This is a genomic window from Streptomyces platensis (assembly GCF_008704855.1).
In the GTDB taxonomy this organism is placed as follows: domain Bacteria; phylum Actinomycetota; class Actinomycetes; order Streptomycetales; family Streptomycetaceae; genus Streptomyces; species Streptomyces platensis.
In genome coordinates, this window is sequence record NZ_CP023691.1 from 6800071 (window position 1) to 6813481 (window position 13411).

Below are 13411 nucleotides of genomic sequence, written 5' to 3' on the forward strand. Positions count from 1 at the left end.
AGGGCGACGGATCGGGGGGTGTGCCGCGGCCACGATGGTCGGGAGTCCCGCACCCCTTCCAGGAGTCCCCATGGCACAGCCCGCACCCCCGCCCACCGGCCTACGGGCGTCCGGCGTCGCCGCCCGCGCGACGGAGCTGACCAAGGTCTACGGCGCGGGCGAGACCCGCGTCGTGGCCCTCGACGCGGTCTCCGTGGAGTTCGGGCGCGGCCGGTTCACCGCGATCATGGGACCGTCCGGCTCGGGCAAGTCCACGCTGATGCACTGCATGGCCGGGCTCGACTCCTTCTCCGGGGGCTCGGCCCGGATCGCCGACACCGAACTGTCCCGCCTGGGCGACCGCCGGCTCACCAGGCTCCGCCGGGAGAAGGTCGGCTTCGTCTTCCAGTCCTTCAACCTGCTGCCCACGCTGAACGCCCTGGAGAACATCACGCTGCCGATGGACATCGCCGGCCGCACGCCCGACCAGGAGTGGCTGGAGCTGATCGTGGGGACCCTCGGCCTGTCCGGGCGGCTGCGGCACCGCCCCTCGCAGCTCTCCGGCGGCCAGCAGCAACGCGTCGCCGTGGCCCGCGCGCTGGCCGGACGACCCGAGATCATCTTCGCGGACGAGCCGACCGGCAACCTCGACTCCCGGTCCGGCGCGGAACTCCTGGACTTCCTGCGGGCATCGGTACGCGAGCTGGGACAGACGGTCGTGATGGTCACGCATGACCCGGTGGCCGCCTCCTACGCGGACCGGGTGGTCTTCCTCGCCGACGGGCGGCTCACCGACGATCTGCCCGCCCCCACCCCCGAGGCCGTCCTCGACCGGATGCGGCACTTCGACGCCGAGGGACGCAAGACCTGACGCGGCCGCCACTCCGCCCCGTATTCCGCCGCCGCCCCCTCGCACCTCTCCGGGACTGGATCGACCATGCTGCGTACCGCCCTGCGCAACGTCCTTGCGCACAAAGCCCGCTTGCTCATGACCGCGCTCGCCGTCCTGCTCGGTGTCGCGTTCGTCTCCGGCACCCTCGTCTTCGGCGACACCGTCGCCCACGCCTTCCGCAGCGCCTCCGCCGAAAGCCTCCGGGGCGTGGCCGTCTCCGTGCGGACGGCGGAGGCCGGCACCGCCCCCGATACGGCCGGCGGCGGTGAAGCCCCCGCCCCCGGCACATCAGGCAACGGGGACCCCCGGCGGACCACCGCCCTCGACACCGCGCTGGCCCGGAAGATCGGTCAACTGCCCGGCGTCGCCTCGGTACGCCCCACCGTCCACGGCGAGGCCACCGTGGCCGGAAAGGACGGCCGCCCGGTCAGCGCCGACAGCGTCCGGCAGCACCTCGCCACCAACTACGTACCGGGCAAGGACGGCAAGGACAGTCACTATCCGCTGACGGCGGGCCGCGGCCCCGCCGCCGCGGACGAGCTGGCCCTCGATGCCAGGACCGCCGAGAAGGCCGGCTACCGCCTCGGTGACACCATCCGCTTCGCCCTCGACGGGCCGGTCCTGACGAAGAAGCTGGTCGGCGTCGTCTCCACCGACGACCCGCGGGTCACCGCCGGCGGCACCCTCACGCTCTTCGACACCCGGACCGCACAGCAACTGTTCCTCCACCCCGGCGCGTTCGACGAGCTCGCGGTCGCGGCCCGGAACGGTACGGACGAGCACGCGCTGACCGAACAGGTGCGGGCGCTGCTCCCCGCGAAGGGCGTCCAGGCCCTCAGCGGCGCCGAACTGGCCGTCGAACAGTCCGCCCAGATCGCCCGGAACACCCAGTCCCTCACCAAGACGCTGCTGGTCTTCGCCGGCATCGCGCTGTTCGTGGGCGCGTTCCTCATCGCCAACACCTTCACCATGCTCATTGCCCAGCGCAGCCGCGATATCGCGCTGATGCGGGCCGTGGGCGCCTCACGCCGCCAGGTCGTACGCGCCGTCCTCATCGAGGCCGCCCTCCTCGGCCTCGTCGCCTCCGCCGCCGGATTCGCGCTCGGCCTCGGCATCGCCACCGCCCTGCGCCCGCTGCTCAACACCACGGGCGCCGGACTGCCCGACGGACCGCTGGTCATCACGCCCGCGGCCCCGCTGTCCGCACTCGCGGTCGGCGTCGTCGTCACCGTGCTGGCCGCCTGGCTGCCGTCCCGCAAGGCCGCGAAGATCGCCCCCGTAACGGCGCTCAACAGCGTCGACCAGGCACCGCCCGCCCGCGCCCTGAGGGTCCGCAATGTGCTCGGCACCCTGCTCACCGGGGCCGGAGTGCTGGTGATGCTGTACGTCTCCACGCTCAGGACGAGCAAGGAGTCGAACCTGATGTGCGCGATGCTCGGCTCCGCCCTCACCCTCGGCGGTGTGATCGTGCTGGCCCCGCTGCTCTCCCGGCCGCTGATCACCCTGGCCGGCAAGGTCACCACCCGCCTCTGCGGCGTCAGCGGCAAGCTCGCCAAGGAGAACGCGCTGCGCAACCCGCGCCGTACGGCCGCCACCGCCTCGGCCCTGATGATCGGGCTCGCCCTGATCACCGGACTGACCGTCGGTGGCCACTCCGCCCAGCGCGCCATGGCCAAGGAGGCCACCGAGGGCCTGACCGCCGACTACAAGGTCACCAACAGCACCGTACGCGGCCTCGACAAGGACACCGCCGCCAAGATCGCCCGGATCCCCGGAGTCGCCGCGGCCGCCCCCGTCACCTCCGCCGGGCTCGACACCCAGGGCACGTACGCCGTGCTGACCGGCACCGACCCGACGGTGTTCGGCAAGGCCGCGCGGCTCGACGTCCGGGCCGGTTCGCTGCGCGACCTCGGCAGCGGAAAGATCGCGGTCTCGGACGCGTTCGCCCGGCGGACCGGCCTCGGCGTCGGCGACACCCTAGACGCCGAGCTGGGCTCCGGCGCGACCGGCAAGACGCAGCGGAAGACGCTGGCCGTCGTCGCCGTCTACGCCAAGACCCGCGCCGCCGACGACGCACTGGGCACCCTGGCCGACGTCCTCCCGTACGCGGGCTCCCAGGAGCTGGAAAAAGTGCTGGTCAAGGCCGAACCCGGCAAGGCCGCCGGCCTCGAACGGAAGATCCGCGCCGCGCTCGGCGACAACCCCTTGCTGAAGGTCCGCAGCCCGGAACAGCTCATCCAGGAGAACAACGGCCCCGTCACCACGGTCCTCAACATGCTGTACGGGCTCCTCGGCATGGCCGTCGTCATCGCGGTGCTCGGCGTCGTCAACACCCTGGCCATGTCGGTCTTCGAGCGCACCCGCGAGCTCGGGATGCTGCGCGCCATCGGCCTCGACCGCTCCGGCGTCAAGCGGATGGTCCGTCTGGAGTCGGTGGTGATCTCGCTGTTCGGAGCCGTACTCGGAATCGCCACCGGCACCTTCCTGGCCTGGGCCGGAGGCGGTCTGACCACCTCCTCCATGCAGGAGTACGAAATGGTCCTCCCCTGGGGAAGGCTGGCACTCTTCCCCGCCCTGGCACTGGCCATCGGCGTCCTCGCCGCCATCTGGCCGGCCCGCCGCGCGGCCGGCCTGAACATGCTGCGCGCGATCCAGCCGCGCTGAGCCAGGACGATCGGCTGCCGCGTGCTCGGCGCCGGCCTGATCATCGCCGGCAGATCAGCTGTCTCGTAGCGTCCTGACGACCGCGACGGCCTGATCCAGCAAGTCGATGGGACAGCCCCAGTAGTCACCGAACTCCTCAGTGATACTGCCTCAGTTGTCCCGGCCGTTCGAAGTAGAAGCCCCGCGGCCCCTCCGGCTCACCGGTGCCCCCGCAGAGGCATGGCGCGGGCCGTCCTTCGACCAGCTTGCTGCCGTTGATCACAGGCTTGCCGTCAAAGCGGCGGCCGGCGAAGCCGAAGATGTGCGTTCCCCGGCCCAGCCGCATCATTCCCGCGGTGACCCCCGCCGCCGGAACGGGCAGGCCACCAGCCACGAGACGGACGAGAAGGAAGAGGTTCCGCTTTTCCCGCGCGGCAGGGCCGGTCCACAGCGCGACGATGACCGCCGCCTCCTCCTGGTCCGGAATGCAGCCCCGCACGTAATACGGCTGGGCCAACGGCGCGTCCGTGTAGTGCCGGAGCGCAGCGGCAACGGCCCGCTGCGCCCGGGAAAGACACGAAGACGAACAGATCACTGGCTGCCCTTGGACGGACACGTCTTGCTGTACCCCCATGCAGTAGTGGATATCGATGACAGCAATGATCCCTGCCCGCCGGGGCCGGGGTAACGCTCCATCGGGTCCGGCGCCTCGGTATGCGGGCGCGTTGACCTCACCACGGGGATTCCCAGGCGTCGGCTCCGAAGGTGCCTTTGACATCGGAGGCGATGGTCGTGGGGTCCACCGTGGCGTGGAGGGCGTAGACGGTGGTCTTGCGTGCGCCACGGACGCTGAGGTGTACGGGGCTGTCGCCAGGGTGGTCCGCGAGGATGCGCCGGAGCTCTTTGACGGACTGTTCGGTGATGCGGTGCGCGGGGAGCGCGAGCCGAACGGGGGGCCTGCGGCCGTGCTCGGCGGAGGAGATGTCGAGGACGGTGAGTTCTCTGCCGAACATATTCACTGTTCCGTCCCGGTCTTCGATTTTGCCCCTGACGGAGATGACGTTGTCCTCGGCCAGTGCGTGCTGGACGAGTTGGTAGGCGGCGGGGAAGAACAGGACCTCCATGGCGGCGTCGCGGTCGGCGAGGGTGACGATGGCCCAGGCGTTGCCCTGTTTGGTCATCTTGCGCTGGATGCCGGTGATCAGGCCGGAGAGCCGCACATCTCCCGTGCTGCGGCCGGAGGCCAGCAGTTCGGCGATAGAGCAGTCGCGTGCACCGGAGAGCACGTGCTCGGCACCGTCCAGCGGATGGGCGGAGACGTAGAGGCCGAGCATTTCGCGTTCGGTGGCGAGGAGTTGCCGACGGGGCCATTCCGTGTCGTCGAGGGGGAAGTCGAGTCCGAAGGCGGGTTCGCCGCCGCTTTCCGCGGCCAGATCGGCGAAGAGGTCGTCCTGTCCGAAGCTCGCTGCTTTCTTCACCGGGGTGATGGCGTCGATGGCTTCCTCGTGGATGGCCGTGAGGCCCTTGCGGGTGTGGTTCAGGGAGTCGAAGGTGCCGGCCTTGATGAGGGATTCCACGGCTCTCTTGTTCAGCGCGGGCAGGTCGACTTTGTCGAGGAAGTCGGCGAAGGAGGTGAACTTCCCCTGAACTCGGTGGGCTTCGACGATCGCGTCGATGACGTGGTCGCCGACGTTGCGCACCGACCGCAGCCCGAAGCGCACGTCGTCGCCGACGGCGGTGAATTCGGCGACGGATTCGTTCGCGTCGGGCTGGAGGACCCGTACGCCGTTCTTGCGTGCGTCGGCGAGATAGACGGCGGCCTTGTCCTTGTCGTCGCCGACGGAGGTGAGCAGGGCCGCCATGTACTCGGCCGGGTAGTTGGCCTTGAGGTAGGCGGTCCAATAGGAGACGAGGCCGTAACCGGCGGTGTGGGACTTGTTGAACGCGTAGCCGGAGAACGGAAGCATGACGTCCCACAAGGCCTTGACGGCTTCCTCGCTGTAGCCGTTGTCCCGCATGCCGGCATGGAACTTGTCCCACTCCGCGGCCAGCACCTCGGGCTTCTTCTTGCCCATCGCACGGCGCAGCAGGTCGGCCCCGCCGAGGGTGTAGCCGGCCAGCTCCCGGGCGATGGCCATGATCTGCTCCTGGTAGACGAGCAGGTGGAAGGTGTTGCCGAGGATGGGCTCCAGTGCGTCCTTCAGCTCGGGGTGGATGGGGGTGATGTCCTGGCGGCCGGTCTTGCGGTGGGCGTAGTTGGTGTGGGCGTTGGCCGCCATCGGACCGGGCCGGTAGAGGGCGTTGACCGCGGCGATGTCCTCGAACCGGGTGGGTTCCATCTGCTTCAGCAGTACGCGCATACCGCCGCCGTCGAGCTGGAAGACGCCGAAGGTGTTGCCCTCGGCCAGCAGCCGGTAGGTCGTGGCGTCGTCCAGCGGGATGACCGTGGCGGAGGAGTCCCCGTCCAGGGGATCCACCGTGGTCAGACTGATGCCGCGGTTCTCGCGGATGTTCTCGATGGCCTGGTCGATGACGCCGAGGTTCCGCAGCCCGAGGAAGTCCATCTTGATCAGGCCCATGGCCTCACAGGACGGATAGTCGAAACCGGTGATCTTCACGCCGTCCGAGGCGCGCATGTGCAGGGGGATGCGGTCCGTGAGCGTCGTCTTGGACAGGATCACCGCGGCCGCGTGCACCCCGGTGCCGCGGGTCAGGCCCTCGACCCCGCGGGCGGTGTCGATGACGCGCCGCACGTCCGGTTCGCTGTCGTACATCTGCCGGATCTCCGCGGCCTCACCGTACCGTTGGTGGGAGGAGTCGAAGATGACGGCAAGGGGAGCGGACTTGCCGTTCTGGTCCGGCGGGAGCGCCTTGGTGATGCGTTCTCCGTGGGAGAACGGATAGCCGAGAATGCGCGAGGAGTCCTTGATGGCGTTCTTGGCCTTGATCTTGCCGAAGGTGTTCACCATGGCGGTGTATTTCTCGCCGTACTTCTCGGTGACGTAGCGGACCATCCGGTCCCGCTGACGGTCGTCGAAGTCGAGGTCCACATCCGGTGGGTTGATGCGCTCGGGATTCAGGAACCGTTCGAAGAGCAGACCGTGTTCCAAGGGGCACAGCTCGGTGATGCGGGTGGCGTAGGCGACGATCGACCCGGTCGCCGAGCCCCGTCCGGGACCGAGCGGGATCCTGTTCTCCCGGGCGTGGCGGCAGATATCCGCCACGACGAGGAAGTAGGAGCTGAAGCCCATGGGGCCGATGACCGACATCTCGGTCTCGAAGCGCTCCAGAATGTGTGGGGGGACCGGGTCGCCGTAGCGCATGGCCAGGCCCTTGCGCACCTCCTTGCGCAGCCACGATTCCTGGGTCTCCGCCTCGGGTACGTCCGGGAACCGCGGCATCTCGTCGACATAGTCGAAAACTTCGTCGTAGGACTCGACGCGCTCGGCGACCAGCAGAGTGTTGTCACAGGCTTCCGGGAGTTCGGAGAAAAGGCCGCGCATCTCCGCGGCGGTCTTGAGGTAGTAGCCGGATCCGTTGAAGCGGAAGCGGTTCGGGGCGTCCTTGTTCTTGCCCACGCCGATGCACAGCAGACTGTCGTGGGCGTCGGCCTGGTCCTCGGTGACGTAGTGCGCGTCGTTGGTGGCCAGGAGCGGGATATCGAGATCCCTGGCCAGGCGCAGCAGCCCCTGGCGGACATCACGTTCGATGTCCAGGCCGTGGTCCATCAGCTCCAGGAAGTAGTTCTCCTTCCCGAAGATGTCCTGGTAGGCGCCCGCGGCCGCCCGGGCCTCGTCGTACTGATGCAGCCGCAGCCGGGTCTGGATCTCTCCCGACGGACAGCCGGTGGTGGCGATGACGCCGTCCGGCCTCTCGGCGATCAATTCCCGGTCCATACGCGGCTTGCCGGCGGGGAACTGGCCCTCATAGCTGGCCTGGGTGCTGAGCCAGAACAGATTCCGCAGCCCCTGGACGTTCCGCGCCCACATGGTCATGTGGGTGAAGCGGCCACCACCGGAAACATCCTTCGAGCCCTCGCCGTCCTCGCTCATGGCGCGACGGCCGCCCGGCCCCCAGAACTCCTGCTTCCGGACGAAACGCGAGGACGGCGCGACGTACGCCTCGATGCCGATGACCGGTTTGACGCCCTCGAAGCCCTTCGCGACCTGCGCGAACTCATAGGCACCGAACATGTTGCCGTGATCGCTCATGGCGATCGCCGGCATCCTCTGGCGGGCCACCTCACGGAACATCGGCGTCAGCTTCTGCGCGCCGTCCAGCATCGAGTACTCGGTGTGGTTGTGCAGATGGACGAAGGAATCCGGCATGAGCGGGGTCACCTCCAGGGGCACAGGGGAAGCCCCGACCGGCCCGGAACGCGGGCGTGGACACGTTCCGTGGCCGAACCACCGGCTCGGCGGCGGGGCGAACAGCCGTCGCGGTGCGGACGCGCCGAAGCGACCACCCGAACGCCGCTACACGAGGCAATTGCTCAGCTCACAGCGGCGAAGCGCGACCTCCCGGCCGCCGGGGCGATCGAGGCTTCTGCGCAACCGCACGTTGACCCCAGACATGAAAGCGGGGGTGCACAACGGAATCAAACAACCATTTCGACGTCACCAACAACGGATGGTTGTACTCGTGCGATGGCGGCGGCGTGGCTCGCACCGCCGCGCCGGCGGACCCACCGCCATCCGGGCCCGGCCGACCGCCGCCTGTTCCGCTGTCGGGGTGGTCGTCGGTGGCGGGTCGTGCCGCTGCGGCGGGAGCGGGTGGGGCAGCAGCACGATGGGCAGCGCTGCGCCGCCGTGACCGGCACGGCTGCCGGCGGTCACCTCTGGGAGATGTCGGCGCTGACGATCGCGCCGTCGGACACCGTGTAGGTGCCTTGGTACACCCGTACCGAACCGTCGGTCTGGGTTGCGTGGAGGACGGCGCTGACCTGGCCGGAACTGCCGTCGTTCACCGCGCTGAGCTCGATGCTCGACGTGGTGCCGAAGCCCGACTTCCACTCCGAGTAGGAGGAGCCCCCGATGTTCTTGCCGCCGAGGTCCCAGGCCGCGGAGAAGTCGCCGGCGTTGATGTCCCGGTAGTACTCCTCCACGACCGTGCTCGCGTCGTCGGGGGACGGTGAGACGTCCGACGGGGTGGGCGAGGGGAGGTCGGTCGGCGGCAGGGTCTCGGTGTAGGTGGGCGCCGTGGAGTAGAGGTCGGTCGGGGGCGGGGAACCGAGGGCCGGGTCCGGGGTGGGGCTGGTCGAGGAGAGGGCGCCGACCGTTTCCCCGTCCGAGGAGCCGTCGGACGAGGAGAGCACGATGGCGGTCGCCCCGCCCGCCACGATCAGGGCCGCCACCACCCACAGCAGCCACTGCGGGAGGATGGTGGGCCCCACGCGGACGTAGCCGTACCCGGTGTCCCCTACGGGCTGACGGGTGCCGGCGGGCGCCCCGGACTCGCGTGGCGTACCGCAGCTCGGACAGAACGTCGCGGCGGCATCCTCATGGAGCGCGCCGCAGTGCGTGCAGGACGGCATGGTCATCTCCCCCCGTTGTCCCTGGTGTTCCCGGTCCCGGCCCTCGCGTCGGACCGGCTACAGCCCGTGAATCGCCTCTTCGATCGCCACCGCCAGCGTGACCAGGGCGGTGAAACCCGGCACGGCGCCCACGAGCGCCCTGGCGAAGACCTTCAGCTTGCCCTTGCGCGGTGCCTCCGAAGTGGCCTCCTCGCGGGCGTCCTCGGCGGCCTCGATCAGGTCGTCCCGTTCCGGGTGCTCGGACCGGCCGAGCTCGTCGATCAGCCGGGTGAGCAGCGTGTCGAGGTCCTGGGGCTGCGGCTGCGCCCCGTCGCCGTACTGAGTCAGCCCGCTGTCCCGGACCTCCGCCCTGGCATTCTTGCCGCTGGCCACGGCGCTGCCGACGACATTCGAGCCGCCGGTGGCGATGATCCCGTCGTTCCTGCGCATGTGTATTCCTCACTTCTGCTTGGCTTTTCAGTCCAACTTGAGCAGCGGGATCTTGTGGATGATGTTCATCGCGGTCCGGGACCGGTCGCCGGAGGCGACCGCGCTGGAATCCACCCGCGATCCGTGGGACGCGATGATGCCGTTGTTGATGATGGTCTGCTGACGCTGGATCAGCTCACCCGCGTCGATACCGCGTGCTTCGGCGAATTCGACGAGTGCGTCCAGGACCCGCTTTTCCACCGTCTTCAGGACCATGCCGCTGTCGGCCTTCTGGAAATGCCGCTGGTGGTTTTTGGCCGCGGCTTCCCGGCGGACGCTCTGCCGCGCCCCGTAGTCGAACCGCCGCAGCCTGGTGATCAGTTTGTGCTGACGGCGCCGCCGCCGGGACATCCAGGAGTCCGGGGCGAATCCCGCGATCGCGCGCACGGGGGAGGCCAGCAGAATGAAGAAGGTGCTGACCGCGGTCTCCGAGACCAGCTTGGTGAGCTCGCCCACGGCCGGCCGGGGCATCAGGGTGTCGATGATCCGGTAGCGGTCCAGCAGCGGGAACAGCACCGTCGGGACAGCTTCCACGAAGAGATTGGAGTCCGACCGCACAAAGCGCAGAAAGAGCGAGGTGACCAACTCGCCGCCCCAGCCGGTGGAGTGCACGGCCAGATACGGGCGGGCACCTTCCTCGGGTGTCCGCTTCAGCGTGTCCATCTGGGCGAACGGAATCCGGGACAGGGGCCGGCCGAGGGGATCCGGCAGAAAGCGGGTGTCTCCCAGGAGGGTCGAACCCTCGACGAAGAGCCGCTCCTCGATCTCCAGGCAGGGCAGCGCCAGCGTGCCGACCCGTTCGGCGATATGGGCGTAGAGCTCCGTCACATCGAATTCCTCCGGCTCGCCTTCCGGCCGGCCGGAGGTGGTGACGTCGAAGGTCAGGGACCATGAATCGAGTTCGGTCCCGTAGCCGATGAACGGTGAATAGCCGCTGTACGTGGTGACGTTCCCGTCGGCGTAATCGCCGATCTGGCGCAGGCGCGTCGAGATGTCGTTGTTGAGTGGCGGCGGTGCGGCCGCCGGGTCGAAACGGTCCGGGCGAAGGCTCTGGAGATGGCGCCCGTACTTCGTGGAGAGCTCGAAGGAGAACACCGTCACCCAGGACAGGAAGAGCACCAGCAGGGTGAGCCCGCCCTCGACGGCCACGAACGCGAAGACGAAGGCCAGCACGAACAGCACGGCGAGCACGAGATCCCGGCTGTGCCGGCGTGCGTTGGCCAGATAGGCGTGCCGCAGCACCACGGGGATATCGCACGCCGGGGCCGCCGCCACCCCGAGATGGGGTTCGGCGGCGACCTGTTTGATGAGCGATCCGGCGTAGGCGCGGTCCAGGTAGGCGGCCGCACACAGGTATCTGGTCAGGTCCCGGCCGTTGCCCCAGCGCGGGACGGTGGCGCGGCGGTCGGCCGGCCGCTGCGCGAGCGGCACCGTCTTCGCGGCAGGCGGTGGAGCACCGGCGGGCTGCTGCTGCGGCAGCGTCACGGTCGCCTCGCCGGCCTCCAGGGCGGCACCGCATGTGCTGCAGAACGCGGCCCCCGGAGCGGTACCCCGGCCACACCCGGGGCATGTCGTCGTATGCGTCATCGCTTCCCCCCACATGAGCCCGGCTCACGTCCAACAAGTGCACCACAAGAGGATTCTGAGACCTTGTCGGAGTCACTCTTTGAGGCTGGACCGTTACAGATCCGGAACGGAGGGGGAGTCGGGCCGGTGCCTAGGGTTCGGCCCTGATGTGTCCGTCAGTTCGGCGCTGCTTGGCGCGGTGGGCGAGCACATCGAAGATCCGTTGCCACGCCGGTGATGCCTCGATGACCCGGGAGAAAGCCAGCGAGGTGTTCCCTTGCTCGCTGCTGTCCCGCGCGTGGTCGATCTCCCAGTTGTCCAGCTCATCGATGAGCTGGTCCACGCGGGGATCGTGCGGATCCCAGTCGACTGACTGATCGCAGGCGAGATACAGCCGCGTCGTCTCGGGGTCGTCGAAGCTGGCGGCCTTGTCCCTTATCGCCTGCGGCATGGACTCCGGGTCCAGTGCCTGCATCAGGATCCACACGTCCCGTTCGAGCCGTACCGTCCGTTCGCTGACCCCGAGACTGCGCATCCGGTTCAGGTTGGCGACCACCCCGGCAGGCAGGACGAGCTCTTCGCCGCCGGCCAATGCGTTGATCCGGCGGCGGTGCTCGGTGAGTTGGTCGATCTTGCGCTGCAATTCCGCGTCGATGTCGTCGACGGCCGCGGCGAACTCGGCCGGCTGCGCGTGCAGCAGCGCGTCGATACGGGCCAGTGGCACCCCGGCTTCGGCGAGTGTCCTGATCCGGATGAGATCCACCGCCGCTTGCGCGCTGTAGCGGCGGTAGCCGGAGCGGTCGCGTTCGGGTTCCGGCAGCAGGCCGACGTGGTGGTAGTGGCGAACGGCGCGTACGGTCACGCCGGCGGTCGCCGCGAGCTGGCCGATCGTGAGCATCGTTCACCTCCGGTCTTCGGGGATCCTGGCCGGGCCGAGTCTAAGACCTGGTCCCGCAAGGCGGTCCCCACCTGTGTGACGCACTCGGCCGGTGCCGCTACCGGGTCGTTTCCGTCCAGGTGACCGGCAGTTCGTGGACGCCGTAGATGTTCATGTCGGTCCTGAGTTTCACCTCGTCGGCGGGGATGGCGAGCTGGAGGGTCGGGAAGCGGCGCAGCAGTCCGTCGAATCCGGCGCGCATCTCGATACGGGCCAGTTGCTGGCCCAGGCACTGGTGGATGCCGTGGCCGAAGGAGAGGTGTCCGCGGGCCTTGCGGTGGATGTCCAAGGTGTCGGGGTGGTCGAAGCGCTGCGGGTCGTGGTTGGCGGCCAGCAGCGACACGACGACGGTCGAGCCCTTGCCGATGGTTTCCCCGCCGAGTTCGATGTCCTCCGTGGCGTAGCGATAGAAGATGTCGGCGACGGACAGGTAACGCATGAGTTCCTCGACGGCATCGGGGATCAGGTCCGGGGCGGCGCGGAGTTCGGCCAGCTGCTCGGGGTGCTCCAGGAGCGCGAAGGTGCCCAGGGCCAGCATGTTGGCGGTGGTCTCGTGGCCCGCGAGCAGCAGCAGGAAGGCGATGCCGGTCAGTTCCTCGATGGTGAGGTCGTCATGGCGGGCCAGGTCGGACAGGATGTCTTCGCCGGGTTCGGCCCGTTTGCGCATGACCAGTTCGGCGAGGTACGTCATCATCGCGCCGTACGCGGCCATCTTCTCGTCCAGCGGCTGGTCCTTGACCAGGAACTTGGCGGAGTTGACCTGGAAGTTCTCCCGGTCCTCGTAAGGGACACCGAGCAGTTCGCAGATGACCAGCGAGGGCACCGGCAGCGCGAACTCCTTGACCAGGTCGACCGGCGGGGCCAGACGCGCCATCTCGTCCAGTTGCCGCTCGGTGATCTCGACGATGTGCTCTTCGAGCTGTTTCATGCGTCTGACGGTGAAAGCGCCGGTCAGCTTGCGCCGCAGCCGGGTGTGGTCCGGCGGGTCCATGGCGACGAACAGGCCCGGCACCTGCGGGGACGGTTCGGTGGCGGCGGGTATGCCCGGGGTCTCGTACGGCACATGGACGATGCCGAGGTCCTGGCGGGAGCTGAACCGGGTGTCGGCCAGGAGCTGGCGGACCGCGTCGTAGCCGGTGACGAGCCAGCCCTCATGACCGTCAGGGAAGACCAGGGGACTGACCGGGCGTGCGTCGCGCAGCCGGGTGATCTGGCGGGGCGGGTCGAAGGGGCCCGCATCGCGCTCCATGGGGAGGCCGTGCGGGATGGCGGCCATTTCACTCATCGGATGTCCTTTCGCGGCGGCCGTTGTGACCACGTCGTCATGCGGCCAAGGCTCCAACCCTGACGCACGGTCAAGGTCAACCCTTCCGTCGCAGCGGCCCGGTTTGGG

General features: G+C 68.9%; 9 protein-coding genes. 2 read left to right on the forward strand and 7 right to left on the reverse strand.

The window, feature by feature from the left end:
• Positions 1–70 precede the first annotated feature (70 nt).
• Both CP981_RS30015 and CP981_RS30020 read left to right on the forward strand, forming a co-directional pair.
• Entirely contained in the window at positions 71–850 is a 780-nt protein-coding gene (locus CP981_RS30015; RefSeq protein ID WP_085923803.1) for an ABC transporter ATP-binding protein, read from the forward strand.
• Between the two features lie 66 nt (positions 851–916).
• On the forward strand, positions 917–3535 hold the full coding sequence (locus CP981_RS30020) for an ABC transporter permease (RefSeq protein ID WP_085923804.1): 2619 nt from the start codon (positions 917–919) through the stop codon (positions 3533–3535).
• A gap of 136 nt (positions 3536–3671) precedes the next feature.
• Here the strand turns inward: CP981_RS30020 and CP981_RS30025 are convergent, their stop codons facing one another.
• The 7 genes from CP981_RS30025 to CP981_RS30055 form a co-directional block, all read right to left on the reverse strand.
• The gene (locus tag CP981_RS30025) at positions 3672–4031 is read right to left on the reverse strand and encodes a hypothetical protein (protein WP_244329843.1); all 360 of its coding nucleotides are present in this window, start codon (positions 4029–4031) and stop codon (positions 3672–3674) included.
• A 214-nt stretch (positions 4032–4245) separates the two neighbouring features.
• Entirely contained in the window at positions 4246–7842 is a 3597-nt protein-coding gene (dnaE, locus tag CP981_RS30030) for a DNA polymerase III subunit alpha (RefSeq protein WP_085923806.1), read from the reverse strand.
• Between the two features lie 503 nt (positions 7843–8345).
• Positions 8346–9047 carry a zinc ribbon domain-containing protein gene (locus CP981_RS30035; RefSeq protein ID WP_085923913.1) on the reverse strand — a complete coding sequence of 234 codons (702 nt, stop codon included), beginning with the start codon at positions 9045–9047 and terminating at the stop codon, positions 8346–8348.
• Positions 9048–9104: 57 nt separating this feature from the next.
• Positions 9105–9476 (reverse strand): hypothetical protein, encoded by a 372-nt coding sequence (locus CP981_RS30040; RefSeq protein WP_085923807.1) that lies wholly within the window; start codon positions 9474–9476, stop codon positions 9105–9107.
• A gap of 27 nt (positions 9477–9503) precedes the next feature.
• Complete coding sequence (locus CP981_RS30045; RefSeq protein WP_244329844.1) at positions 9504–11000, reverse strand: zinc ribbon domain-containing protein; 1497 nt, start codon at positions 10998–11000, stop codon at positions 9504–9506.
• 232 nt (positions 11001–11232) lie between these two features.
• A complete protein-coding gene (locus tag CP981_RS30050; RefSeq protein WP_085923808.1) occupies positions 11233–11979 on the reverse strand; it encodes a MerR family transcriptional regulator in 747 nt (248 codons plus the stop codon).
• A gap of 97 nt (positions 11980–12076) precedes the next feature.
• Positions 12077–13303 (reverse strand): cytochrome P450, encoded by a 1227-nt coding sequence (locus CP981_RS30055; RefSeq protein ID WP_085923809.1) that lies wholly within the window; start codon positions 13301–13303, stop codon positions 12077–12079.
• Between the last annotated feature and the right edge of the window lie 108 nt (positions 13304–13411).